At 51.4% G+C, this 26,871-nt stretch carries 21 protein-coding genes and 4 tRNA genes; 7 read left to right on the top strand and 18 right to left on the bottom strand.

Features of this window, described 5'->3' with window-relative positions; genetic code table 11:
- Window position 1: 1 nt before the first annotated feature.
- The 6 genes from thiG (at window position 2) to M1D91_RS01310 (ending at window position 5,758) form a co-directional block, all read left to right on the top strand.
- Entirely contained in the window at window positions 2-772 is a 771-nt protein-coding gene (gene thiG, locus M1D91_RS01335) for a thiazole synthase (RefSeq protein ID WP_437434188.1), read from the top strand.
- On the top strand, window positions 769-1,923 hold the full coding sequence (gene thiH / locus M1D91_RS01330) for a 2-iminoacetate synthase ThiH (RefSeq protein ID WP_437434187.1): 1,155 nt from the start codon (window positions 769-771) through the stop codon (window positions 1,921-1,923). The genes thiG and thiH overlap by 4 nt, the downstream gene beginning before the upstream one ends.
- Window positions 1,924-2,257: 334 nt before the next feature.
- Window positions 2,258-3,814, top strand: a complete 1,557-nt coding sequence (locus M1D91_RS01325; protein WP_437434186.1) for a sensor domain-containing diguanylate cyclase — start codon at window positions 2,258-2,260, stop codon at window positions 3,812-3,814.
- Window positions 3,815-3,938: 124 nt separating this feature from the next.
- Entirely contained in the window at window positions 3,939-4,244 is a 306-nt protein-coding gene (locus M1D91_RS01320; RefSeq protein WP_437434185.1) for a PTS sugar transporter subunit IIB, read from the top strand.
- Between the two features lie 4 nt (window positions 4,245-4,248).
- Window positions 4,249-4,572, top strand: a complete 324-nt coding sequence (locus tag M1D91_RS01315; RefSeq protein ID WP_437434184.1) for a PTS lactose/cellobiose transporter subunit IIA — start codon at window positions 4,249-4,251, stop codon at window positions 4,570-4,572.
- Between the two features lie 151 nt (window positions 4,573-4,723).
- The gene (locus tag M1D91_RS01310) at window positions 4,724-5,758 is read left to right on the top strand and encodes a helix-turn-helix domain-containing protein (RefSeq protein ID WP_437434183.1); all 1,035 of its coding nucleotides are present in this window, start codon (window positions 4,724-4,726) and stop codon (window positions 5,756-5,758) included.
- Here the strand turns inward: M1D91_RS01310 and M1D91_RS01305 are convergent.
- The 16 genes from M1D91_RS01305 to M1D91_RS01230 form a co-directional block, all read right to left on the bottom strand.
- A complete protein-coding gene (locus tag M1D91_RS01305; protein WP_437434182.1) occupies window positions 5,685-6,749 on the bottom strand; it encodes an alpha/beta hydrolase family protein in 1,065 nt (354 codons plus the stop codon). The genes M1D91_RS01310 and M1D91_RS01305 overlap by 74 nt on opposite strands.
- Window positions 6,750-6,887: 138 nt before the next feature.
- Complete coding sequence (locus M1D91_RS01300) at window positions 6,888-7,211, bottom strand: cupin domain-containing protein (RefSeq protein ID WP_437434201.1); 324 nt, start codon at window positions 7,209-7,211, stop codon at window positions 6,888-6,890.
- 56 nt (window positions 7,212-7,267) lie between these two features.
- Complete coding sequence (locus M1D91_RS01295) at window positions 7,268-8,521, bottom strand: PTS ascorbate transporter subunit IIC (RefSeq protein ID WP_437434181.1); 1,254 nt, start codon at window positions 8,519-8,521, stop codon at window positions 7,268-7,270.
- Between the two features lie 505 nt (window positions 8,522-9,026).
- On the bottom strand, window positions 9,027-13,250 hold the full coding sequence (gene rpoC, locus M1D91_RS01290; RefSeq protein ID WP_437434180.1) for a DNA-directed RNA polymerase subunit beta': 4,224 nt from the start codon (window positions 13,248-13,250) through the stop codon (window positions 9,027-9,029).
- Window positions 13,251-13,326: 76 nt separating this feature from the next.
- A complete protein-coding gene (gene rpoB, locus M1D91_RS01285) occupies window positions 13,327-17,355 on the bottom strand; it encodes a DNA-directed RNA polymerase subunit beta (protein WP_437434179.1) in 4,029 nt (1,342 codons plus the stop codon).
- Between the two features lie 320 nt (window positions 17,356-17,675).
- Window positions 17,676-18,041 carry a 50S ribosomal protein L7/L12 gene (gene rplL / locus M1D91_RS01280; RefSeq protein WP_437434178.1) on the bottom strand — a complete coding sequence of 122 codons (366 nt, stop codon included), beginning with the start codon at window positions 18,039-18,041 and terminating at the stop codon, window positions 17,676-17,678.
- 66 nt (window positions 18,042-18,107) lie between these two features.
- A complete protein-coding gene (gene rplJ, locus M1D91_RS01275; protein ID WP_007704673.1) occupies window positions 18,108-18,605 on the bottom strand; it encodes a 50S ribosomal protein L10 in 498 nt (165 codons plus the stop codon).
- A 414-nt stretch (window positions 18,606-19,019) separates the two neighbouring features.
- On the bottom strand, window positions 19,020-19,724 hold the full coding sequence (rplA, locus tag M1D91_RS01270; protein ID WP_437434177.1) for a 50S ribosomal protein L1: 705 nt from the start codon (window positions 19,722-19,724) through the stop codon (window positions 19,020-19,022).
- A 3-nt stretch (window positions 19,725-19,727) separates the two neighbouring features.
- Complete coding sequence (rplK, locus tag M1D91_RS01265; RefSeq protein ID WP_058914236.1) at window positions 19,728-20,156, bottom strand: 50S ribosomal protein L11; 429 nt, start codon at window positions 20,154-20,156, stop codon at window positions 19,728-19,730.
- Between the two features lie 156 nt (window positions 20,157-20,312).
- Entirely contained in the window at window positions 20,313-20,858 is a 546-nt protein-coding gene (nusG, locus tag M1D91_RS01260; protein WP_002438628.1) for a transcription termination/antitermination protein NusG, read from the bottom strand.
- Between the two features lies 1 nt (window position 20,859).
- Window positions 20,860-21,243, bottom strand: coding sequence for a preprotein translocase subunit SecE (secE, locus tag M1D91_RS01255; RefSeq protein ID WP_437434176.1), 384 nt, complete (start codon window positions 21,241-21,243; stop codon window positions 20,860-20,862).
- 227 nt (window positions 21,244-21,470) lie between these two features.
- Complete coding sequence (gene tuf, locus M1D91_RS01250; protein WP_457975828.1) at window positions 21,471-22,655, bottom strand: elongation factor Tu; 1,185 nt, start codon at window positions 22,653-22,655, stop codon at window positions 21,471-21,473.
- Window positions 22,656-22,765: 110 nt separating this feature from the next.
- Window positions 22,766-22,841, bottom strand: a tRNA-Thr gene (locus tag M1D91_RS01245).
- Between the two features lie 6 nt (window positions 22,842-22,847).
- Window positions 22,848-22,922: transfer RNA gene (locus M1D91_RS01240), tRNA-Gly, on the bottom strand.
- Window positions 22,923-23,039: 117 nt separating this feature from the next.
- Window positions 23,040-23,124, bottom strand: a tRNA-Tyr gene (locus tag M1D91_RS01235).
- Between the two features lie 8 nt (window positions 23,125-23,132).
- Window positions 23,133-23,208 (bottom strand) — tRNA-Thr (locus tag M1D91_RS01230).
- 622 nt (window positions 23,209-23,830) lie between these two features.
- On the opposite strand from M1D91_RS01230, the gene coaA reads away from it, so the two are divergent.
- Window positions 23,831-24,781: a type I pantothenate kinase gene (gene coaA / locus M1D91_RS01225; protein WP_437434525.1), complete on the top strand. Its 951-nt coding sequence runs from the start codon at window positions 23,831-23,833 to the stop codon at window positions 24,779-24,781.
- A 31-nt stretch (window positions 24,782-24,812) separates the two neighbouring features.
- On the opposite strand, the gene birA is transcribed toward coaA, so the two are convergent.
- Both birA and murB read right to left on the bottom strand, forming a co-directional pair.
- Window positions 24,813-25,775 carry a bifunctional biotin--[acetyl-CoA-carboxylase] ligase/biotin operon repressor BirA gene (birA, locus tag M1D91_RS01220; protein WP_437434526.1) on the bottom strand — a complete coding sequence of 321 codons (963 nt, stop codon included), beginning with the start codon at window positions 25,773-25,775 and terminating at the stop codon, window positions 24,813-24,815.
- Window positions 25,772-26,800, bottom strand: a complete 1,029-nt coding sequence (gene murB / locus M1D91_RS01215) for a UDP-N-acetylmuramate dehydrogenase (protein WP_437434527.1) — start codon at window positions 26,798-26,800, stop codon at window positions 25,772-25,774. Before murB ends, birA begins: the two co-directional genes overlap by 4 nt.
- Window positions 26,801-26,871 lie beyond the last annotated feature (71 nt).

The raw sequence follows: 26,871 nt of genomic DNA, 5'->3' as shown, positions 1-26,871 counted from the left end.
GATGTTACGCATAGCGGATAAAACCTTTGATTCACACCTTTTCACTGGAACCGGGAAATTTGCCTCTTCCTCGGTGATGATCGACGCCATTCGGGCATCAGGAAGCCAGCTGGTTACGCTTGCCATGAAGCGGGTTGACCTGCGCCAGCAGAGTGATGACATTCTGGCTCCGCTGGTTGCCGCCGGCATCACCCTTCTGCCCAACACATCCGGGGCAAAAACGGCGGAAGAGGCTATTTTTGCCGCCCAACTGGCGCGCGAAGCGCTGGGCACTACCTGGCTTAAACTGGAAATTCACCCTGATGCCCGCTGGCTATTACCAGATCCCATTGAAACACTGAAAGCCGCAGAAGCTCTGGTAAAACAGGGGTTCGTGGTACTGCCCTACTGCGGCGCTGACCCGGTGCTATGTAAACGCCTTGAGGAAGTGGGCTGTGCGGCGGTGATGCCGCTCGACGCCCCGATTGGTTCCAATCAGGGGCTGGAAACGCGCGCCATGCTGAACATCATTATTGAGCAAGCCACGGTACCGGTCGTCGTGGATGCCGGGATCGGCGTACCCAGTCACGCCACCCAGGCCCTGGAGATGGGGGCCAGCGCGGTACTGATCAATACTGCCATCGCCGTGGCAGCGGATCCGGTGCAGATGGCGCAGGCGTTTCGTCTCGCCGTAGAAGCGGGAGTACTCGCTCGGCAGGCTGTTCCTGGCTGTCGCAGCCACTATGCCAGCGCCACCAGCCCGTTGACCGGCTTTCTGGAGACCCATGCATGAAAACCTTTACTGACCGCTGGCGGACGCTGGACTGGGATGATATCCGGCTTCGCATCAACAGCAAGACGCCCGCTGATGTAGAGCGGGCATTAGAGGCGTCGCAGGTCAGCCGGGAAGATTTAATGGCCCTGCTCTCTCCGGCCGCCAGCGCATACCTGGAGCCTTTAGCGCAGAAAGCACAGCGCCTTACCCGCCAGCGTTTTGGCAACACGGTAAGCTTTTACGTCCCGCTGTATCTCTCCAACCTTTGCGCCAATGACTGCACTTATTGCGGTTTTTCCATGAGCAACCGTATTAAGCGCAAAACGCTGGAGGAATCGGAGATTGCCCGCGAGTGCGCCGCCATACGTGAGATGGGCTTTGCGCACCTGCTGCTGGTGACCGGAGAGCATCAGGGTAAAGTGGGGATGGATTACTTCCGTCGTCACCTGCCTGCTATCCGCCCTCAGTTTGCTTCGTTACAGATGGAAGTGCAGCCGATGTCTGTCGGGGAATATGCGGAACTGAAAACGCTCGGGCTGGATGGCGTGATGGTCTATCAGGAAACCTGGCACGAGACGCAGTATGCCCGTCATCATCTTAAAGGAAAAAAGCAGGATTTTTTCTGGCGACTTGAAACACCTGACCGGCTCGGGCAGGCTGGCATCGACAAAATTGGCCTGGGTGCCCTGATCGGCCTTTCCGACAGCTGGAGAGCGGATTGCTACATGATGGCCGAGCATCTGCTCTGGCTGCAGCAGCACTACTGGCAAAGCCGTTACTCCATTTCCTTCCCACGCCTGCGCCCCTGTACCGGCGGCGTTGAACCCGCATCAATAATGGACGAGCGGCAGCTGGTGCAAACCATTTGTGCTTTCCGCCTGTTTTCGCCAGACACCGAATTGTCGCTCTCAACCCGTGAATCGCCGTGGTTTCGCGATAATGTTATTCCACTGGCTATCAATAATGTCAGCGCGTTTTCGAAAACACAGCCGGGTGGCTATGCAGATAACCATCCTGAACTGGAGCAGTTTTCACCCCACGACGCCCGACGTCCGGAGGAGGTGGCTCTGGCACTTAAGGAGAGAGGGCTGCAACCCGTCTGGAAAGACTGGGACAGTTGGCTGGGGCGTGCGCCGCAAAACTGCCCACCCGTTGCAGTAACTCGCTGAATGTTTACGAGGCATCCCGACTAATCGGTATACGGGGCGTGGCATTCTCTTCCCCCGCTATTTACGCTACTCAGGTCAGCAACGGACGCTGACCGGGGTGGCGCTACAGTCCCAGCCACCCCGCCCTCCCTCTGATTACGCCATTCCACCAACTCTTTGACTTATATCAGACAATAAATTGGCTTAATACGCAAAATACCAGACATTGATACTGTAAAATGCGGCACAATCCAGTGTTATAAACAATCAAGCACCAGGAAGCCAGTGCATTTTTCACGCCACGCTTGCCTATACTTTCCCGGATCCCTGTCTAACGCTACTGAAGATAACGACTATGCACAGCCGAAAACTTTCGCTCACGACGCCCGTTCTGGTGAGCTTTACCGGCATCTTTCTCTGTCTGCTGATCGTTGCCGTACTGGTCATCGTAAGTCAGAGAAAAAACATCATTGATAACTATCACCGAGTGAATCAAACCTTCACCCACAATATCGCCGCTAACTATACTGAAGCCGTTTTTAAGGGGAACGATTTTATCCTCAATCAGGCTACGTCTTACTTTTCCCGTTATAACCGGCTCGATGATGCCGTGAATCTGGCGTCACCTGAAGGTCTGCAGACCCTGATGCAGTTGCTAAGGTTAATGCCTTCCGTCTCTTCAATTTCGCTTGCCGACCCACAGGGGCATTATCTGCGCGCGCCGGTGGTTTTCGATAATGAAGAAAGCAGACGCTATGACACGAAAACGCGCCCCTGGTTTGTTCACCAGGCCGAAACCTCCGTCTTTACTCAATACACGCCTATCTATGATGACTTCTTCACTCATCACCCGACCGTCACAGTGTATAAGCCTGTTGTTTCGCCAGAAGGCCTGCTCAAAGGTACGCTGGCCTTTCACCTGGATCTGGCTTCCCTTAGCTACGGGTTAAGAACCATGCAATCGCCGGTGCAAGGAGAGTTTTTTATTGTGGATCGCAGCGGGCACGTCATGTTGCATCCCGATACAGGCGTGCTTTTTCACGCCTTTTCTCAGCAGGGGCGCATGGCAGAAATGAACAGCGGTGAGGGCATGTTTCATGACGAAACACGAAATACCTGGCTTTATTACAGTTCGCTGACGAATCCGGACTGGTTTGCTGTTTATATCGTGCCTGGCAAGACGCTGGAAAACCTGTTGCGCAATGAAACCGTGGTGGTCAGTTGGGGCTTTGGCGCGGCGGCGATCGTGGTCATTCTTTTTGGCCTGTATTTGCACTATGCCTCGCGCACGGTTCTGCTCAACATTCTCAATGCGATTAAGACGGGTGATGTGCAGCAGACCCCGAGACTGGAAGCGATGCTGACCAGGGCCATCAGAAGTAATAAGGAGCGGGAACAAGCATGGGTCAGACAGGCAACGATGGATGCCCTGACAAACTGCAAAAACCGTCGGGCGTTCGACAATGATATTGCAGCATTAATGAAAAATTACGAGCCCTTCATACTGGCAATGGTGGATATTGATAACTTTAAATCCATTAACGATACCTGGGGACATTTGAGCGGCGATATTGTGCTGCGCAGCGTGGCCCGCGAAGGATTACATGTACTGCAACCGAGACAGATCTCCCTCTATCGCTACGGTGGAGAAGAGTTTGCCGTACTCTTCCCCGGGGCTACGCTTGCCCAGGCCCAGCCGCTCATGGAGCAATGGCGTATAAACGTTGAAAAGCGTGACTGGCGTGAAAAAGGATTATCGGTGACGTTCAGCGCAGGCTTAGGGGAGTGGCAATCAGAATCCCTTGAGCAGCTCATCACTGGCGTCGACGATGCGTTATATCAGGCCAAACAGCAGGGTAAAAATCGGATAGTGATTCGTCGTGAGTCGGTTTCACCCCATTCGTCAACCTGACTGTAACCGGTTTCAGACAGCAGGGTGAATGTTTGTGATGCTATACACACATTCATGGTAATGCAGTTGTTGTCGGTAGCGCGCGGGATAATTATCAGTTATCCCATCCACATCGAGGCTGACTATGAAAAACATCGTTTTATGCTGTGCTGCGGGAATGTCCACCAGCATGCTGGTTCAACGCATGAAAGACGCAGCGCAGAAAAAAGGGGTTGAAGTAACCATCAAGGCGGTGCCCGTCGCGGAGTTCAAAGACAACATCGCCACGGCAGACATTGTACTGCTTGGGCCGCAGGTGAAGTATGAACAGGCCAAACTGCAGGCGCAGGCCGATCCGTTAGGCAAAAAAGTCGCCGTTATCGACATGATGGATTACGGCATGATGAAAGGTGATGTCGTTCTGGAAAAAGCCCTCAAGCTGATGGAGTAAGCGCGTGGAAGATTTAGAAACCATCATTATGGAGCTTCTCGTCAATGCTGGCGCAGCACGTAGCCAGGCGCTGACGGCATTACAACTTGCGCGTAAGGGTGACTTTACCGGGGCAGAACAGGCGATGGTAGAATCCCATGAGTTTGTGAAAAATGCGCATAAGATCCAGACCCAACTTATCGGTCTTGATGAAGGAACCGGCAAATTACCGGTCAATCTGATTACCGTCCACTCGCAGGATCACCTGATGAATGCAATGGTCATCCAGGATTTGGCGGGAGATATGATTGAACTTTACCGCCGTCTGCCGCCCGTGAACCAGGAATAACGTCCCAGTCAGTCATGCAGGATGCCCGTTAACGCGGGCATTTTGCTTTTTTACGCCTGTCAACGCGCTATCTGGTGGCGTGTTTTTTCCCTTCACTTATGGCACAACAATGGCATTCTTTCTGACGCCAGATACCAGAACCAGGTTGCCTATGCCCTCACTCCCCTTTCCGATCGTTACGCTTTTTATCCTGCTTATCCTGCTCGCTAAAGTTTGCCTGCAGCCGGGTGAGAAATCACGTGGGGTGATGTACTTCATTGCAGGTTGTGCGCTGCTCGTCATGATGTCAGCGCTGCGCTGGGCGTTTGATGCGGTTATTTTCCGCCAGCTTCAGTCACTGTTTGCCATATTGTTTCCCCCATTGGTGTGGCGCTGTTTTACCGATCTCACCCTGCATAAAAAAACATGGCATATCACAACTTCTGTCATCCCGCCAACCCTCGCGCTGCTGGTGAACCTTGGCTGGCCAGACGCAACGGATGGGGCGCTGGTCATGCTTTATCTGGGCTATGGTATAGCGCTGCTCAGAACAGGTTGGTCAGGTGCTGATGCCTTTGCGTTAATCCGGCTTAGCGATTCACCGACGACCTCGATGATGGCATTTGCCGCAGGAGGCTTTCTCTGTTTTTCCAGTCTGACGGATTTAGCCATCGCCTGGGATTTTAGCCAGTTCAGCGGACGGCATGCGCCACTGCTGGTCGCGATTTCCCAGGGGATTTTGTTGCCTTTTATCTGCCTCGCTATTTTGTTTAGCGGACGAAAAATCATACCGATATCTGCCAGTGAGCTGCCAGAACCCTCGGAGCCAGACGTTGCGGCCCCCGAGGATCAGCAGCTTTGCCAACGGTTAGAAAAGACGCTGGCTGAACGTGAACTCTTTCTCGACTGCGATCTTACCTTGCAGTCGCTGGCACGAAAAACCGGTATACCGGCAAGGCAGATATCCCGGGCCATTAACCGAACCCACGACTGTAATGTCTCGCAGTGGATAAACGGCTTTCGCATCAGGTATGCGCAGCATTTGCTGCTGAGCTCGCAGGCGCCGGTCACTCAGGTCATGCTGGAGGCCGGCTTCGCCACGAAATCCAATTTCAACCGCGAATTTGTACGTATCAGTGGGATGAGCCCGACCGATTTTCGCCGGACGGCGGCGAGTAACGCAGAGACTGATTTAAAAACTGACTGATTTGTGATGACAGCACCTTGTGGATAGCAGACCGGCTCAGGCTACCGCCATCGCGACAGACGATGCCTTCACCAGGTTCTTGCGCTTCGATTAAGGCCTCCGCACCCGGCATGCACCTTTGCATAAAACTGAAATGGGTCGCCCCTGTCACGCTGACATACTGGCGGCGCGCTGCCGGGAGTGAATCAAAGAGATAGCCAGACTCCAGCTTAGCAGGTACATCATCGCTGTCGGCCTGCGCGCCCATCACCAGAACTGGCAGGTTTATCTGCGCAAGGCTCTCTGGCGTAAAGCCCCTTGCGAGTCCTAAATCCAGAGAGACGACGGCTTTAATACGCGGCTCACGCTGACTTCTGGAAAGCGTTGCTGCCGATTCCGGTTTATCAAGACCCAGAACATGCGTGAGTTTGCAGGCACCTAACGCCTGATGGGTTTTGCAATCGTCTAAAAAACGACGCGCGGAAAATTGCGCACCGGCCAGCTCCATGACTGTCCAGCCCCCCAGCGAATGACCAATAGCCGCAATACGCTCAGGATCAACCGATCCGGCAATGCGCGGGGAGTCCGTCAGAAAATTCAACACCGCCACCAGATCCTGCGGTCGCTCCCATAACTGTTGCGCGTCGCGTTCTTTTTTATTGCGGGTGGTCGTGCCGGGGTGATCGACGGCGGCCACAATATAGCCCTGGGATGCCATATCGTGTGCCAGCCAGTTAAGGTTTCGCCAATTGCCACCGTAGCCATGAGAGATCAGTAAAAGGGGATGCAGTGGCGTCGTCGGTCTGGCATTTCGCAATGCAGGTATTCCACTAAAGGCAATATTTTCACCGACCTGTTCGGGTTTGCCGCGATCGTGAGTGGGATACCAGAGGGCAACATCGAGCATGCGCTCACTGTCTTTATTAAGTTGAAGCTGATGAAAGCCCACCTCCGCATAAACGGAAGAGCAGAAAAACAAGGCCAGAAGAAGAGAGATAACGTATCGGGACATGGGTGCAATTCCTGTTGAGTTAACACCCATGTTTTCTAACACCAGCTCGTCATCACTGCGTCCTGAAACGCGATCGAGGTCTTTTTTAGTGCCAGATGTGCAAAAACCCGCCAAAGCGGGTTCTTTTTGTACATTCATTTAAGACAAAAAATCTTCTCGCTGCGGCGTGAAGGTGTCTAACAGCGTGCCCGCTTCCAGGCAAACACATCCGTGGACCACGTCGGGCTTCTTGTACAGCGTATCGCCCGCGCTCACTTCCTTCGTCACGCCGTCAATCGTAAAGCTGAAGCGTCCCGATAATACATAGGTTAGCTGTTCATGTGGATGATGATGCATTGGCCCGACAGCGCCTTCGGTAAAGTTAACCTCCACCGCCATCATACCGCCACCGTGAGCCAGAATTCGGCGAGTAACGCCGTTTCCCAGATCTTCCAGTACCGTCTCTTCTTTATAAACGAACATCATGACACCTCGTTAAAACAGGAACTGCAGGTCTGCCAGTCAGACCTGCAACAATATTAATGGGCCAGGCCAAACGTATATTTAATGATAGCGGACAGGAAGGTGAAATCCGGGTCCGCGAAGGTAACGCTGTCCACGCCAAGATGACTGAACAGCGGCAGCACCAGAGCGGGCAGAACACAAAGCAAAAGTCCGTTGACGAAACTGGCGATAATCGCGCCCCGGAGCCCGCCGGTCGCATTACCAAAAATCGCTGCACTACCGCCGGTGATGAAGCTTGCCATAATCCCCGGAATAATAATTGGCAGGCCAATCATCGGGAACAAGGCAACGCAGACCAGTTCCGCCGAAAAGCTGACAAGGAAACCGATCAGTACCGCGTTGGGTGACTTATCGAAAAGCACCATCGGATCCACTGCCGGAATGGAGCCCGGTGCGACGACTTGTGAAAAGCCTTTGAATGCAGGGACAATCTCCTCAGTGAACATGGCTACCCCTTTCTTGGCGATATATAAGCCACCCGCAAAGGTTGCCGATTTTTCTAACAGCCACACCAGGTAAGGTTTGCCGGCAAGCATTTTGTCGAGGTAAGCGGCCTCTGCGAATATTGAGGAAATGCCCAGCAGGCAGAACATAGTAATAAATGTGGCAACGTCAGCGTTTTTCAGAAAACTGAATTTATCGCTAACCTTAACCTCTTCAACGTTTGTTGACGTATTGCCCAGCCATTTTCCCAGGTAGGAACCGATAAGATAGGAACTGGAAGCGGCATGAGCGATACAGTAATCATTATGCCCAATAATTTTACGGCTAAAGCGCGATAATAACGTTGGGAAAATCGCCATATAGCAGCCAATGACCAGTGAGCCAAAAATAATAGCAAACTGTTCACTATATCCCAGACCAACAAGCGCAGCGGTTACTGAAAAAGACATGAAAACAATCAAATGCAACGATAAATAGATAGCCTTAAAGCGTGTATAACGTGCCATGAGAATATTAATTATCATGGCGAAAAACAGTATAAAGGCTGCGGGTCGGCCGAGTTTATCAATCGTCAACGCCATGATTGCTTCGTTGCTTGGCACCACGCCGCGAAGGCCAAAGGCATTGGTAAAAAGGTCGCTAAACATGGTTAGCACCCCGCCCAGGATACTGCCACCGGTCTTAATAAGGACAAAGCCTATAAATGCCAGTAGTGTGCCTTTAATGATATTCGTCATACTACTTTTTTGTAATGCCAGACCTAAAAACGCAATAAAGGCGATAATAATTGCGGGTGTGCCAAGTACTTTTATTACGTAATCCATAGTAAACCCTTTCCACCATAATTAATGATTAGTAGCCGATAAGTCTTTATGTTTTTAGTTAGCATTTCAGTAAATTAAAGATGCAGAAGCCTGCGAGAAATAAAATCTCGTAGTCGTTTTTATTATTTCTGAAACCATCGAATGGTTTTCTTTTATTTGAACATAGCGCTACCCTGACAAAAATAAGCCAGTCGGAATCACGCTATTCAACACGTTATTTTAACGCCGCGTTCAAACCTCACACTGAAGACAGAAAACGGTCAGGCTTTACCCTGACAACGGTGGGTATTTTAACAAAAGGCACAAAAGAAATTGTGACGAACACAACTAAAACACTATTTCATTTTAATTGATCTGAGATTTTACTTATTTTCAAAAAGAGAGGGAGATCAGCAGCGGCAGGTGAGAAGAAGGAGAAGAAAAAAGTCAAAAAAAAACTGCACCTTACTCAGTTGGTATCCAACCTTTGGGGTGCAGCTTAGCTTACTTAGCGTATCAGCAACGATTACTCGTTATCAGAACCGCCCAGGCCTGCGTTCAGGAGCTCTGCCAGGCTGGCAGATGCATCTTCTGCAGTTACCTGCGGTGCGGCAGGCAGTTCGCCCGCTGCGCGACGGCGCATACGATCCTGATGGTACGCATAACCTGTACCAGCCGGGATCAGACGACCCACGATAACGTTCTCTTTCAGACCACGCAGTTCGTCGCGTTTGCCCGCAACGGCGGCTTCGGTCAGAACGCGAGTCGTTTCCTGGAACGATGCCGCAGAAATGAAGGACTCGGTTGCCAGAGACGCTTTGGTGATACCCAGCAGGTCGCGTGCGAAGGTCGCACCGATTTTGCCGTTCGCTTCCAGATCGCGGTTTGCAATCTTGACGCGGGAGTATTCAACCTGCTCGCCTTCCAGGAAGTCGGAGCTACCTGCATTTTCGATGGTCGCTTTACGCAGCATCTGACGAACGATAACTTCGATGTGCTTATCGTTAATCTTAACGCCTTGCAGACGGTAAACATCCTGTACTTCGTTAGTGATATAGCGGGTAACCGCGTGAACACCACGAAGACGCAGAATGTCGTGCGGAGCTTCCGGACCGTCGGAAACCACATCACCACGTTCTACACGTTCACCTTCAAACACGTTGAGCTGACGCCATTTCGGAATCATCTCTTCGTATGGATCGCTACCATCCAGCGGGGTAATTACCAGACGACGCTTCCCTTTGGTCTCTTTACCGAAGGAGATGATGCCGCTGATTTCCGCCAGAATTGCCGGCTCTTTCGGACGACGTGCTTCGAACAGATCCGCAACGCGTGGCAGACCACCGGTGATGTCCTTGGTACCGCCGGATTCCTGAGGAATACGCGCCAGGGTGTCACCGGAACTGATCTGTACGCCATCTTCCAGCTGAACAATCGCTTTACCTGGCAGGAAGTACTGCGCTGGCATATCAGTGCCAGGGATCAGAACGTCGTTGCCGTTAGCATCAACAATTTTCAGTGCCGGACGCAGGTCTTTACCACCTGCGGTACGTTCTGCAGAATCCAGAACCACCAGCGAGGAGAGACCGGTCAGTTCGTCGGTCTGACGAGTAATCGTCTGGCCGTCGATCATATCGGTGAAGCGAATAAAGCCCGCCACTTCAGTGATAACCGGCATGGTGTGCGGATCCCAGTTTGCTACGGTTTCGCCGCCTGCAACCTGCTCACCATCACCTTTAGCCATGACTGCACCGTAAGGGACTTTATAGCTCTCTTTAGTACGGCCGAATTCGTCGATCAGTTTCAGCTCGGTGTTACGTGAAGTCACTACCAGCTTACCGCTGGAGTTCACAACCGACTTCGCATTGCTCAGACGGATGCTACCTTTGTTTTTCACCTGGATGCTGGATTCAGCAGCCGCACGAGATGCCGCACCACCGATGTGGAACGTACGCATCGTCAGCTGTGTACCCGGCTCACCGATGGACTGTGCCGCGATAACGCCGATAGCTTCACCTTTGTTGATGATGTGGCCACGCGCCAGGTCACGACCATAGCAGTGCGCACATACACCAAAGTCGGTGTCACAGGATACAACGGAGCGAACTTTCACGGAGTCAACAGAGTTTGCTTCCAGCAGGTCACACCACTGCTCATGCAGCAGCGTGTTACGCGGAACCAGAATGTCTGCAGTGCCCGGCTTCAGAATGTCTTCAGCAGTCACACGACCCAGAACGCGATCGCGCAGCGGCTCTTTAACATCACCACCCTCGATAACCGGGGTCATGGTGATACCTTCGAGGGTGCCACAATCGTCTTCAGTGACTACCAGATCCTGCGCAACGTCAACCAGACGACGGGTCAGATAACCGGAGTTCGCGGTTTTCAGCGCGGTATCCGCCAGACCTTTACGCGCACCGTGCGTGGAGATGAAGTACTGGAGTACGTTCAGACCTTCACGGAAGTTCGCGGTGATTGGCGTTTCGATGATGGAGCCATCTGGCTTCGCCATCAGACCACGCATACCTGCCAGCTGACGAATCTGTGCTGCAGAACCACGCGCACCGGAGTCGGCCATCATGTAGATGCTGTTGAAGGAAACCTGCTGCTCTTCTTTACCTTCACGGTTGATTACCGTTTCAGTCTGCAGGTTGTCCATCATCGCTTTGGATACACGATCGTTCGCCGCGGCCCAGATATCGATAACTTTGTTATAGCGTTCGCCCGCCGTTACCAGACCAGACTGGAACTGCTCCTGGATCTCAGCAACTTCAGCTTCTGCTTCAGAGATGATCTCGTGTTTTTTCTCCGGGATGACCATGTCATCAATACCAACGGATGCACCTGAACGCGCTGCGTAAGCAAAGCCGGTGTACATCGTCTGGTCCGCAAAAATAACGGTCGGTTTCAGCCCCAGAATACGGTAGCAGGTGTTCAGCATCTTGGAGATAGCTTTCTTACCCAGTGCCTGGTTCACGATAGTGAACGGCAGACCTTTAGGTACGATCATCCACAGAATCGCACGGCCAACGGTCGTGTCTTTCAGGCTGGTTTTCGCAACAAACTTACCGTTTTCATCTTTTTCGTATTCAGTGATACGCACTTTAACGCGCGCATGCAGAGAGGCCAGGCCAGCGCGGTAAATACGCTCAGCTTCTTTCGGTCCAGTCAGCACCATGCCTTCGCCTTTGGCGTTAACACAGTCACGGGTCATGTAGTACAGACCCAGTACAACGTCCTGAGACGGAACGATGATTGGCTCGCCGTTCGCTGGAGACAGGATGTTGTTGGTAGACATCATCAGCGCACGCGCTTCCAGCTGGGCTTCCAGCGTCAGCGGTACGTGAACAGCCATCTGGTCACCATCGAAGTCGGCGTTATAAGCCGCACAAACCAGCGGGTGCAGCTGAATTGCTTTACCTTCGATCAGTACCGGTTCAAATGCCTGAATACCCAAACGGTGCAGAGTTGGTGCACGGTTCAGCAGTACCGGGTGTTCGCGGATAACTTCGTCCAGGATATCCCAAACGACAGCTTCTTCACGCTCAACCATTTTCTTCGCGGCTTTGATGGTGGTGGCGAGGCCACGCAGTTCCAGCTTGCCGTAGATGAACGGTTTGAACAGCTCCAGTGCCATTTTCTTCGGCAGACCGCACTGATGCAGACGCAGGTATGGACCTACGGTGATAACAGAACGACCGGAGTAGTCAACACGCTTACCGAGCAGGTTCTGACGGAAACGACCCTGTTTACCTTTGATCATGTCGGCCAAAGATTTCAGAGGACGTTTGTTAGAGCCGGTGATGGCACGACCGCGACGGCCGTTATCCAGCAGGGCATCTACCGCTTCCTGCAGCATACGTTTTTCGTTACGTACGATGATGTCCGGCGCCGCCAGATCCAGCAGACGTTTCAGACGGTTGTTACGGTTAATCACGCGACGATACAGATCGTTAAGATCGGACGTTGCGAAACGACCACCATCCAGCGGAACCAGCGGACGCAGATCTGGCGGCAGAACCGGCAGAACGGTCAGGATCATCCACTCTGGTTTGTTACCAGACTGAACGAACGCTTCCAGCAGCTTGATACGCTTGGTCAGCTTTTTACGCTTGGTTTCGGAGTTGGTTTCGTTCAGCTCTTCACGCAGCTGTTCGCACTCCTGCTCCAGATCCATGCTTTTCAGCAGGGCCTGGATAGCTTCCGCACCCATTTTGGCGTCGAATTCGTCACCGAACTCTTCCAGGGCGTCCAGATACTGTTCTTCGGTCAGAATCTGGTTACGTTCCAGGTTCGTCATCCCGCCTTCGATAACCACATAGGATTCGAAGTACAGCACACGTTCGATATCGCGCAGCGGCATATCCAGCAGCAGGCCGATACGGGACGGCAGAGATTTCAGGAACCAGATATGAGCAGTCGGAGACGCCAGCTCGATGTGACCCATACGCTCACGGCGCACTTTAGTCTGGGTCACTTCAACGCCGCACTTCTCACAGATCACACCGCGGTGTTTCAGGCGCTTGTACTTACCGCACAGGCACTCGTAATCTTTTACTGGCCCGAAAATACGCGCACAGAAAAGGCCGTCACGTTCAGGTTTGAACGTACGGTAGTTGATGGTTTCCGGCTTCTTAACTTCACCGAAAGACCATGAACGGATCATGTCTGGCGAGGCCAGAGCAATTTTGATCGCATCAAACTCTTCGGTTTTAGTTTGCGCTTTCAGAAACTTTAATAAGTCTTTCACGGATTTGCTCCCGTCGGAGTTAGCACAATCTGGCGCCGGGTGTTACCCCGGCACCAGTGACCTGTTTGAGCGAGAGTTACTCGTCTTCCAGCTCGATGTTGATACCCAGCGAACGAATCTCTTTCAACAGTACGTTGAAGGACTCTGGCATACCCGGTTCCATCTGATGGTTGCCGTCCACGATGTTTTTATACATCTTGGTACGACCGTTCACGTCATCAGACTTAACGGTAAGCATTTCCTGCAGGGTGTATGCTGCGCCGTATGCTTCCAGCGCCCACACTTCCATCTCCCCGAAGCGCTGACCACCGAACTGCGCCTTACCACCCAGCGGTTGCTGAGTAACCAGGCTATAAGAACCGGTAGAACGCGCGTGCATTTTGTCATCAACCAGGTGGTTCAGTTTCAGCATGTACATGTAACCTACGGTTACCTGACGCTCGAACTGTTCACCGGTACGGCCATCAAACAGTGTGATCTGACCGGAACTCGGCAGGCCACCCAGTTGTAACAGCTCTTTGATTTCAGACTCTTTCGCACCATCGAAGACTGGCGTTGCGATAGGCATACCCTTACGCAGGTTTTCAGCCAGACGCAGTACTTCTTCATCGCTGAAGGTATTCAGGTCGACTTTCTGACGAACGTCGGTACCCAGATCGTAGGCACGCTGGATGAACTCGCGCAGCTTCGCGACTTCTTGCTGCTGCTTCAGCATGGCGTTGATTTGATCGCCAATACCTTTCGCAGCCATACCCAGGTGGGTTTCCAGAATCTGACCGATGTTCATACGAGACGGTACACCCAGCGGGTTCAGCACGATGTCTACCGGCGTACCGTTAGCGTCGTGAGGCATATCTTCGATCGGGTTGATCTTAGAGATAACACCCTTGTTACCGTGACGACCTGCCATTTTGTCACCAGGCTGGATTTGACGTTTAACGGCCAGATACACTTTGACAATCTTCAGCACGCCCGGTGCCAGATCGTCGCCCTGAGTGATTTTGCGGCGTTTCGCTTCGAGTTTTTTCTCGAACTCGTGTTTCAGTTCGTCATACTGCTCAGCCAGCTGCTCCAGCTGATTCTGTTTCTCTTCGTCGGTCAGGCCCAGTTCCAGCCAGCGATCGCGCGGCAGTTTGTCGAGCTTCTCAGCTTCAACACCACCTGCAACCAGCACCGCGTAGATACGACCAAACAGGCCAGCTTCGAGGATCTGCAGTTCTTCAGACAGGTCTTTTTTCGCCTGCTTCAGCTGCATCTCTTCGATTTCCAGCGCACGTTTGTCTTTCTCAACGCCGTCACGGGTGAAGACCTGAACGTCGATAACGGTACCAGAGACACCGTTCGGTACACGCAGAGAAGAGTCTTTAACGTCAGACGCTTTCTCACCGAAGATAGCACGCAGCAGTTTCTCTTCTGGCGTCAGTTGGGTTTCACCTTTTGGCGTTACCTTACCTACCAGAATGTCGCCGCCGGTGACTTCTGCACCGATGTAAACGATACCAGATTCATCCAGTTTGGAGAGCGCAGCTTCACCCACGTTCGGGATGTCAGCGGTGATCTCTTCTGGCCCCAGCTTGGTGTCACGGGACACGCATGCCAGTTCCTGAATATGGATGGTGGTGAAACGGTCTTCCTGAACAACACGCTCGGATACGAGGATGGAGTCTTCGAAGTTGTAACCATTCCACGGCATGAACGCTACACGCATGTTCTGACCGAGCGCCAGTTCACCCAAATCGGTGGACGGGCCATCAGCCAGCACGTCGCCGCGCTCAATTGGCTCACCTAAGGACACGCACGGCATCTGGTTGATGCAGGTGTTCTGGTTAGAACGGGTGTACTTGGTCAGGTTATAAATGTCGATACCTGCTTCGCCCGGGTACATCTCATCTTCGTTAACTTTGATAACGATACGGGATGCATCCACGTACTGAACCAGACCGCCACGTTTAGCCACCGCAGTAACACCGGAGTCAACGGCAACAGCACGTTCCATACCGGTACCAACCAGCGGCTTATCAGCGCGCAGAGTAGGAACCGCCTGACGTTGCATGTTCGCACCCATCAATGCACGGTTGGCGTCATCGTGTTCCAGGAACGGGATCAGAGACGCACCGACGGATACCACCTGTTGGGTGGAAACGTCCATGTAGTCAACCTGATCGCGGCTGAACAAGCTGGATTCGCCTTTGCTACGGCAGGTCACCAGGTCTTCTACAAAGTGGCCTTCGTCATCCAGGTTGGAGTTCGCCTGAGCGATAACGTAGTTGCCTTCTTCGATAGCAGACAGGTAGTGAATTTCGTCAGTAACAACACCGTCAGTCACTTTACGATACGGGGTTTCAAGGAAACCGTATTCGTTGGTCTGTGCGTACACGGACAGGGAGTTGATAAGACCGATGTTCGGACCTTCAGGCGTTTCGATTGGACACACGCGGCCGTAGTGGGTCGGGTGTACGTCTCGAACTTCAAAGCCTGCGCGCTCACGGGTCAGACCGCCCGGGCCGAGTGCAGAGATACGACGTTTGTGCGTGATCTCAGACAGTGGGTTGTTCTGGTCCATAAACTGAGACAGCTGGCTGGAACCAAAGAACTCTTTCACTGCGGCAGAGATTGGCTTGGCGTTGATCATATCCTGCGGCATCAGGGTATCCAGATCGCCCAGGGACAGACGCTCTTTCACCGCACGCTCTACACGTACCAGGCCAACGCGGAACTGGTTTTCCGCCATTTCGCCTACGGAACGGATACGACGGTTGCCGAGGTGGTCGATATCATCGACTTCGCCCTGACCGTTACGGATACCAATCAGCTTACGCATAACCTGAATGATGTCGTCTTTGCTGAGGATGCCGGAACCTTCAATCTCGTCACGCAGCAGCGAACGGTTGAACTTCATACGACCTACAGCAGAGAGATCGTAACGGTCTTCAGAGAAGAACAGGTTCTCAAACAGGGTTTCAGCAGCTTCACGCGTCGGCGGCTCACCCGGGCGCATCATGCGGTAGATTTCTACCAGCGCGCTCAGACGGTCGTTAGTTGGGTCGACACGGATAGTTTCAGAAATGTAAGCACCGTGATCCAGGTCGTTGGTGAACAGCGTTTCAATACGCTTATGACCAGACTGGCTCAGTTTAGCCAGCAGATCCAGGCTCAGTTCCATGTTCGCCGGGCAGATCAGCTCGCCGGTAGATTCGTCGATATAGTCTTTAGAAACGACTTTACCTGCGATGTACTCAACCGGTACTTCGATGTGCTGAATCTCGTCTTTTTCCAGCTGGCGAATATGGCGCGCAGTGATACGGCGACCTTTTTCTACGTAGATTTTGCCATTTGCTTCGATATCGAAGGAGGCAGTTTCGCCACGCAGACGTTCCGGCAACAGCTCCATTTGCAGCTTGTTGTCGCGGATTTCAAAAACAACTTTTTCAAAGAACAGGTCAAGGATCTGCTCAGTGGTGTAGTTCAGCGCACGCAGAATGATGGTCGCAGGCAATTTACGGCGACGGTCGATACGTACGAACAGGTTGTCCTTCGGATCGAACTCGAAGTCCAGCCAGGAACCACGGTAAGGAATGATGCGCGCGTTATAGAGCACTTTACCCGAAGAGTGGGTTTTACCTTTATCGGAGTCAAAGAAGACGCCAGGGCTACGGTGCAGCTGAGAAACGATAACACGCTCAGTACCGTTGATAACAAAGGTACCATTGTCGGTCATGAGCGGAATTTCGCCCATGTAGACTTCCTGCTCTTTGATGTCTTTAACGGTGCCTTCCGGCGCTTCACGTTCGTAGATCACCAGACGCAGTTTTACGCGCAGCGGTGCAGAATAAGTTACGCCACGGATTTGACACTCTTTAACGTCAAATACCGGCTCACCCAGACGGTAGCTAACATACTGCAGCTCCGAATTACCGCTATAGCTTTTGATTGGGAACACGGAGCGGAAAGCTGCTTCCAGACCGTACTGCCCTTCAGGATCTTGCTCGATAAACTTCTGGAACGAGTCAAGCTGGATAGAAAGGAGATATGGAATGTCCAGAACTTGTGGACGTTTACCAAAATCCTTACGAATACGTTTTTTCTCGGTATAGGAGTAAACCATAGGGTTCCTCAGCTCGCTGACAAGTCGACCCACTCTGTCCGTCGAATGGACAGTTTATGCAACACCATTTTGTTGATCGGAAAATAGAAAACTTTCCGCAATATCTGTTGCTATCACGCTTAAATCATTTCATTGCGGTTTACACAGAACGGACGCTCTGCCGCAGTATATTAAGTCATCGATAGAAACAAACATTGAAAAGGTAACCCGTAGTCAAACAGTGAGAAATGCTACCGGTACCCTACAGCGCAAAAAGGCTGGTGACTAAAAAGTCACCAGCCATCAGCCTGATTACTCAAGCTGCAACCGGAAAGGTTGGCTTATTTAACTTCAACTTCAGCGCCAGCTTCTTCCAGGGATTTTTTCAGTGCTTCGGCGTCGTCTTTGCTGATGCCTTCTTTCAGAGCAGCAGGTGCAGATTCTACCAGGTCTTTAGCTTCTTTCAGACCCAGGCCAGTTGCGCCACGTACTGCTTTGATAACAGCAACTTTGTTAGCGCCGATGCCTTTCAGAATTACGTCGAATTCAGTTTTTTCTTCAGCAGCTTCAGCCGGGCCAGCAGCTACAGCTACAGCAGCAGCAGCAGAAACGCCGAATTTTTCTTCCATTGCAGAGATCAGCTCAACAACGTCCATTACAGACATAGCGGATACTGCTTCAATGATTTGATCTTTAGTGATAGACATTTAAATTGTTCCTGAAAATCAGAATAAGTTTATACGTAAGCAGATGCTTTACAAAGATAACTGCGATTAAGCAGCTTCTTTCGCATCGCGAACAGCAGCCAGAGTGCGAACCAGTTTGCCAGCCGAAGCTTCTTTCATGGTTGCCATCAGGCGTGCAATTGCTTCTTCGTAGGTCGGCAGAGTTGCCAGGCGATCGATTTGCGATGCCGGGATCAATTCACCTTCAAAGGCTGCAGCTTTGACCTCAAATTTTGCATTCGCTTTCGCGAAATCTTTGAACAGACGAGCAGCAGCGCCCGGGTGTTCCATAGAGTATGCAATCAGGGTCGGACCAACGAACGCGTCTTTCAGGCACTCGAATTGAGTACCTTCAACAACACGGCGCAGCAGGGTGTTACGAACAACACGCATGTATACGCCGGCTTCGCGACCTGCTTTACGCAGTTCGGTCATTTTGTCCACAGTAACGCCACGGGAATCCGCAACTACTGCAGACAGCGCGCCTTTGGCTACTTCGCTGACTTCAGCAACAATCGCTTGTTTGTCTTGAAGATTTAAAGCCATTAGCTTTGCTCCTGGATGTTTGCCAGAACAAAATGTTCTGGAACTCACTTCACTCATTCCAACGGAAAGAGCGTCTTAATACGGTGAGCAGAAACAAGCCAGAGTATCAGAAATAATCTTAGCGTTCTGTCACCGTCTACGCAGGGGATTAAGTTTCTTGCGAAACACCTGCGGTCTTCGACGGAGGCCTGGATAGGCCAGGCTCCAACGAACAAATTCTTTCTATGACATCGTCCTTTGAACTGCTGCTGCGTTGCCTGCTCTCGCTCACGCCAGTCATATAGTTAACTATGCTCCTGGCGATTCACTCGCTTGCCGCCTTGCTGCAATTCAAATGACTCGCATAGCGTCTGTATCTTTCAACAGAATCGTGGGGGTAGAATTGTAGACAAATCCACCGCCCACGTAAAGGCATTAGTTTGCAGCAGCGCTCAGGCCAGCCTGGTCAACTGCAACACCTGCACCCATGGTGGTGGAGATGCTAACTTTCTTGATGTACACGCCTTTAGCCTGAGTCGGTTTCGCTTTTTTCAGCGCAACCAGCAGAGCTTCCAGGTTTTCTTTCAGTTTGTCAGCGTCAAAGTCCACTTTACCGATGGTGGTGTGGATGATGCCGTTTTTGTCGTTACGGTAACGAACCTGGCCTGCTTTAGCGTTCTTAACCGCTTCAGCAACGTTAGGCGTTACAGTACCAACTTTCGGGTTTGGCATCAGGCCGCGTGGACCGAGGATCTGGCCCAGCTGACCAACAACGCGCATTGCATCCGGGGAAGCAATAACAACGTCGAAGTTCATTTCGCCTTTTTTGATCTGGTCAGCCAGATCTTCCATACCTACCAGTTCAGCGCCTGCAGCTTTAGCAGCTTCAGCGTTTGCACCCTGGGTAAATACGGCTACGCGAACGGAACGGCCAGTACCGTGCGGCAGTACAGTTGCACCACGTACGTTCTGGTCAGATTTACGTGCGTCGATGCCGAGGTTAACGGCAACGTCTACGCTTTCTACGAATTTAGCAGTGGCCAGCTCTTTCAGCAGAGCAACGGCTTCGTTGATGTCGTACTGTTTGGTCGCATCAACTTTTTCACGGATCACGCGCATGCGCTTGGTCAGTTTAGCCATTTCTTAATCCTCCACTACCAGGCCCATGGAACGTGCAGTACCTTCAATTGAGCGAGTCATCGCTTCAATATCAGCACCAGTCATGTCCGCGGCTTTAGTCTGAGCGATTTCCTGCAGCTGAGCGCGGGAGATCTTGCCCACTTTGTCTTTGTTCGGCTTACCGGAACCAGACTTAATACCAGCCGCTTTTTTCAGCAGAACTGCTGCCGGAGGCGTTTTGGTAATGAAAGTGAAAGAACGGTCGGCATAAACGGTGATAACAACCGGAATTGGCAGACCTTTTTCCATGGAATCAGTTTTTGCGTTAAACGCTTTACAGAATTCCATGATGTTAACACCCTGCTGACCCAGAGCCGGACCAACCGGTGGGCTCGGGTTTGCCATGCCAGCTGCAACCTGCAGCTTGACGTAGGCCTGGACTTTCTTAGCCATTCTTAAATCCTCAGATTGGGTAATAGCGCCTCAAAAAAGGCTCCCCGTGATAAATATTCGTTTTACGGGCAAGGCCCATAAAAACAAAAGGCGCGAAATTGTATGCCAATTTCGCGCCTTGTGCAACGATTTAATCGCTGCCTTTTTGATCGATACTTAGGCTTTTTCGACCTGAGCAAAGTCCAGTTCAACCGGGGTCGCACGACCAAAGATTGAAACAGAAACTTTAAGACGAGATTTCTCGTAATCAACTTCTTCAACGACACCGTTGAAGTCAGCAAACGGACCATCACTAACACGGACCATCTCACCCGGTTCAAACAGCGTTTTCGGACGCGGCTTATCACCAACCTGCTGAAGACGGTTCATGATAGCATCCACTTCTTTGTCGCTGATCGGCGCCGGACGATCGGAAGTACCACCGATGAAGCCCATCACGCGCGGTACGCTGCGCACCAGGTGCCAGCTTGCGTCGTTCATGACCATCTGTACCAGCACGTAGCCCGGGAAGAATTTACGTTCGCTTTTGCGACGCTGGCCGCCACGAATTTCGACCACTTCTTCGGTCGGAACCATGACTTCACCAAACAACTCTTCCATATTGTGTAATTTGATATGCTCGCGCAGCGATGTTGCTACGCGGCCTTCAAAACCGGAAAACGCCTGAACGACGTACCAGCGCTTTTTAGGAGCTTCAGACATCTCAGAACCTCAGGCCAGTGATAAAGGAAACGAGGCGAACCAGAATACCATCCAGGCCCCACAAAATAAGTGACATAACCGCAGTAACCGCAGCTACGATCAATGTGGTGTGCAGTGTTTCCTGGCGAGTTGGCCAAATAACTTTACGGACTTCAGTTCTCGCTTCACGGGCAAAAGCAACGGTTGCTTTACCTTTCGTCGTTAACAGCGCGACACCGCCCGCTGCAGCAATCAGAATCACCACGGCCAGCGCACGCAGCGGCAGCATCATGTCACGATAGAGGTAGTTGCCTACAATAGCCACAATGAGCAGTAGCGCAACAGCAACCCATTTCATCGCTTCCAGGCCGCGCCCGCTCCCTTGAGCTTCGGTATTCGCACTCATAAACCAACCCGTTACAAGAATCAGACAAACATTTTTGCCCCGCATGAGCGAGGCAACCAAACCGAAAAGCTTTATTGCATTTCGGACTCAACGCTATCTACAGAGCCTGTCTCAGCAATGATTATGAGGAAAAAATCACTGATGAGCCAGGTTCTGATTCGAGCGCGTACAAAAAGGGCATCAAATGATGCCCTTTTCTTGCGCGTAGCGTCAAATGTTATCAGCGATTAAGCGATAACTTTTGCTACCACGCCCGCACCTACAGTACGGCCGCCTTCACGGATTGCGAAACGCAGACCATCGTCCATCGCGATCGGGTGGATCAGGGTTACAACCATTTTGATGTTGTCGCCCGGCATTACCATCTCAACGCCTTCCGGCAGTTCGATGGTGCCAGTCACGTCAGTTGTACGGAAGTAGAACTGCGGACGGTAGCCTTTGAAGAACGGAGTATGGCGGCCGCCTTCGTCTTTGGACAGAATGTACACTTCAGATTCGAACTGGGTGTGCGGCTTGATGGTGCCCGGCTTAGCCAGTACCTGACCACGTTCGATCTCTTCACGTTTGATACCACGCAGCAGAACACCTACGTTCTCACCCGCACGGCCTTCGTCCAGCAGTTTGCGGAACATTTCAACGCCAGTACAGGTAGACTTGGCAGTGTCTTTGATACCAACGATTTCTACTTCTTCGCCTACTTTGATGATACCGCGCTCTACACGACCGGTAACAACGGTACCACGACCGGAGATGGAGAATACGTCTTCGATCGGCAGCAGGAACGGCTTGTCAATCGCACGCTCTGGTTCCGGGATGTAAGAATCCAGGTAGCCAGCCAGTTCGATGATTTTCGCTTCCCACTCTGCTTCGCCTTCCAGCGCTTTCAGTGCAGAACCACGAACGATAGGCGTGTCGTCGCCCGGGAAATCGTACTGAGACAGAAGTTCACGAACTTCCATTTCTACCAGTTCCAGCAGCTCTTCGTCATCAACCATGTCGCATTTGTTCAGGAACACGATGATGTAAGGAACGCCTACCTGACGACCCAGCAGGATGTGCTCACGGGTCTGCGGCATCGGGCCGTCAGTCGCAGCAACAACCAGGATCGCGCCGTCCATCTGCGCAGCACCGGTGATCATGTTTTTAACATAGTCGGCGTGGCCCGGGCAGTCTACGTGAGCGTAGTGACGGATTTCGGTATCGTATTCAACGTGAGAGGTGTTGATGGTGATACCACGTGCTTTTTCTTCCGGCGCGTTATCGATCTGATCGAATGCACGAGCCTGGCCACCGTAGGTTTTGGACAGAACGGTAGTGATTGCAGCAGTCAGCGTTGTTTTACCATGGTCAACGTGGCCGATAGTACCGACGTTAACGTGCGGTTTTGTACGTTCAAACTTTTCTTTAGACATCGATTGTCCCTCTAAGACACGGATAAATCGGTGATATCACCACATCAACCAGGCAACATGCCCGACTTGTTGAATTAAGTAACAGAGAGAATTGGGAGGGAGGAATGAAGTGGTGCTGATACCCAGAGTCGAACTGGGGACCTCACCCTTACCAAGGGTGCGCTCTACCAACTGAGCCATATCAGCACGTCTTGGAGCGGGCAGCGGGAATCGAACCCGCATCATCAGCTTGGAAGGCTGAGGTAATAGCCATTATACGATGCCCGCATCCTGAAACTCGGCTACCCAGTTCTTTCTGTACAAAAAAAGAGATAAATCTCTTTTTGTTGTTTGAGCTGATTAATTTTTCTAACCCGCTCAGGCGGCGAAAACGCTGCCAGAAAGTGGTGGTGGGGGAAGGATTCGAACCTTCGAAGTCTGTGACGGCAGATTTACAGTCTGCTCCCTTTGGCCGCTCGGGAACCCCACCGGACTTGATGGTGCCGACTACCGGAATCGAACTGGTGACCTACTGATTACAAGTCAGTTGCTCTACCTACTGAGCTAAGTCGGCATCAAGTAGCGCGCATTCTATGGAGACCTGCGACTTCATGCAACTAAAAAATTGCACAAAATGTTCTTTCGCTCACATTTTGTGCTAACCGTCAGAAAAATGATGCTATTTCAAGCAACTCAGAGTAAAAAACGAGCGGCATCCTGAATTCAGCGGGTTAATAACGTCCTGACATTCTTTAAAACGTGGCTTTCTATTATCTTAAACGTTGTAAGAGCCTCCTCTGCAACAGGGTCGCCTGGCAAGAAGAGTAGAAATAAGCGGTTGATAAAAGAATACGTCGGCATCGCTTTGCCATCCTCTTCTGGTCAGGAGGTGCGACTTCATCGGTTGGTTTATCTCGTTAAGGCGTGCCAGCAGGCACAAGTCCATGCCGGACATCATAGACGGCAGAGAAAGAGGGGGCATTACCGGTGCCGGTAGCCTGCCAGAGATATGCCGCTTCACGTAAGCATTATCAGTTAGACATTTTTCATATTATTCCCTGTCATCTGGTGTTAACCTCCTGCCCATTGTCCTAACTTATTTCAATAACGTCACGCCATCGCAATATCTAAAGAAAAGGCATATCGCAGTGTTCCATGAGCACGTGCGGTGGGCCAGATTGGCAGGCAGAAAGCTTATGAGTAATAAAGAGCAAACGTTAATGACGCCCTACTTACAGTTTAATCGTAGCCAATGGGCTGCGCTTCGTGATTCAGTGCCAATGACGCTGACTGAAGGCGAAATCGCCCGGTTAAAAGGTATTAATGAGGACCTTTCTCTTGAAGAGGTCGCTGAAATCTATCTGCCGCTGTCGCGATTACTCAATTTTTATATAAGTTCTAATCTGCGGCGTCAGGCCGTGCTTGAGCAGTTTTTAGGCACAAATGGACAACGTATCCCTTATATCATAAGCATTGCCGGCAGCGTTGCTGTTGGTAAAAGTACGACTGCGCGTGTGCTGCAAGCGTTATTAAGTCGTTGGCCTGAACACCGTCGGGTTGAACTCATTACCACTGACGGTTTCTTGCACCCTAATCAGGTACTTAAAGACCGCGATTTAATGAAGAAAAAAGGGTTTCCACAATCCTATGATATGCACCGTTTAGTGAAGTTCGTATCAGATATTAAATCCGGTGTCCCGAACGTCACGGCACCCATATACTCGCATTTGATTTACGATGTGATTCCCGATGGGGATAAAACCGTAGCCCAGCCTGATATCTTGATTCTTGAAGGGCTTAATGTCCTGCAAAGCGGCATGGATTATCCGCACGATCCGCATCATGTATTTGTTTCGGACTTCGTCGATTTTTCCATATATGTTGATGCGCCGGAAGAACTGCTGCAACGCTGGTATATCAACCGCTTCCTGAAATTCAGAGAAGGCGCGTTCACCGATCCTGACTCCTATTTCCATAACTATGCAAAACTTTCAGAATCCGAAGCGATTGAAATTGCAACGTCCTTATGGCAGGAAATTAACTGGCTTAATCTTCAGGAAAATATTCTTCCTACGCGTGAGCGCGCGAGTCTGATAATGACTAAAAGTGCTAATCATGCAGTAGAACAGGTACGCTTGCGAAAATAAGTAAAGGGGAGCTATGGCTCCCCCTTTTTCATTATTCGGCACTTCGTAGTGAAATCTCTCCGCCCATCCAGGGCTTAATTACTCCGTCCTGCTCAAGCAGTAACGCCCCTTGCACATCAATACCCCGGGAAATACCAAAAATCTCTTTTTCACCAATAATGAGTTTAACGGGCCGGTTGATAAAGTTATCTAGCTGGTCCCAGCGTGAAAGCCAGGGAGCAAGCCCCTCCTCTTCAAAAAGGGCAAGCGCCGAACGCAGTTCTGAAATTAAGCGTACCGCCAGTTCGTTACGATCGATGGAAATCCCTGCTTCCTGTAGATTAGTCCACCCCTGACTGATGACATTCTCCTTGACGTTACGCATGACCAGGTTAATGCCAGCACCAATTACAATTTGTGCCGCATCACCTGTTTTTCCCGTAAGTTCGACGAGAATACCTGCCAGTTTACGATCGTTCAGGTAGAGATCATTGGGCCATTTTACGCGAACCTTCTCTGCGCCTAACGCTTGCAAAACCTCAGCCATCACCATACCGATTACAAGACTTAACCCTATAGCCGCAGCGGGTCCTTGCTCAAGACGCCAGTACATCGAAAGATAGAGATTGGCACCGAAGGGAGAAAACCATTTACGGCCACGTCTGCCACGACCTGCCTGCTGGTATTCCGCCACACACGCATCACCAGACTCAATCTCTGAAATCCTGTCCAGCAGGTACTGGTTAGTGGAGTCAATAACGGATAAAACCGAGACATTACCGTCCCGTATTCTTTCGGAAATGTAGCTCTGACTCAGCAGCTGTATCGGTTCTGGCAGACTGTATCCCTTACCCGGCACCGTAAAGACGTCCACTCCCCAGTCACGTAGCGTCTGGATGTGTTTATTAATCGCTGCACGACTCATTCCCAGACGTTCCCCGAGCTGCTCACCAGAGTGAAACTCGCCATCAGCGAGGAGTGAAACCAGCGTTAAGGGGATTGTGTTGTCCTTCATGCTATAGCCTCCACCGCGTTTACTTCACCACCTGGGCCAATAAATCGCACTTCAGGCTCCAGCCAGATATCGAATTTTTCACCTACATGCTGGCGGACAAGGTGTGCCAGTCTGACTACATCATCACTGGTCGCATCACATTCATTGATTAGTACCAGTGCCTGCTGACGATGTACAGCAGCGCCACCGATCCTCGTACCCTTCAGCTTACATTGATCGATAAGCCATCCCGCGGCTAGCTTTACGCTCCCGTCAGCCTGGGGATAATGAGGCGCATGTGACCATTCGGCGAGTAAAGATGTCGCTTTATGATGGGAAATCACGGGGTTTTTGAAGAAGCTGCCTGCGTTACCATTTACTTTTGGATCAGGCAACTTACTCATACGCATATGACAGACCGTATCAAACACTTCTTTGGCCGTCACGGTAGCAGGATCCAGACGGATCAGATCACCATAGGATAAGATCGGTGTCCATCTTTTGGCTAAACGCAGACCGACTGCGACAATCACATAGCGATCCTGGTATTCATGCTTAAAGATGCTGTCCCGGTAACCAAAACGGCACTCTTCAGCACTGAGACGTTTTGCCTCTCCCGTTGCCAGTTCGACACAGTCTACGTACTCACAGACGTTTTTAAGCTCTATGCCATAAGCACCAATGTTTTGAATTGGTGAGGAGCCTGCACACCCCGGTATCAGCGCCAGGTTTTCCAGTCCGGGGATGTGGTTATTAAGAGTAAATTGCACCAGTTTGTGCCAGTTTTCCCCGGCTCCGACGTGAATATGCCAGCTGTCATCACTTTCAGTGACGTCGATGCCCATAATCCGGTTAACAATAACCGTTCCTGTAAAATCCTCCAGGAAGAGAACATTGCTACCTTCGCCCAGAATGAGTACCGGTTGATGGTTTTGAGTCGCGCTTTGCCAGGCGTTCAGTAATGACTGAACACTGTCAGCGCAGACAATATTGTGAGCATTCCGGTTAATACCAAAGGTATTCCAGGGCTTAAGGGAGTGATTCATAGACGCTATCCTGATGCAGAAACCGGGGTAGTTTACCGTATCTACAGGGTGAGCGCTTGTGGTTATAGAGA

It is taken from the genome of Enterobacter sp. SA197 (assembly GCF_054131575.1).
This window is presented reverse-complemented; position numbering and strand designations above follow the sequence as displayed.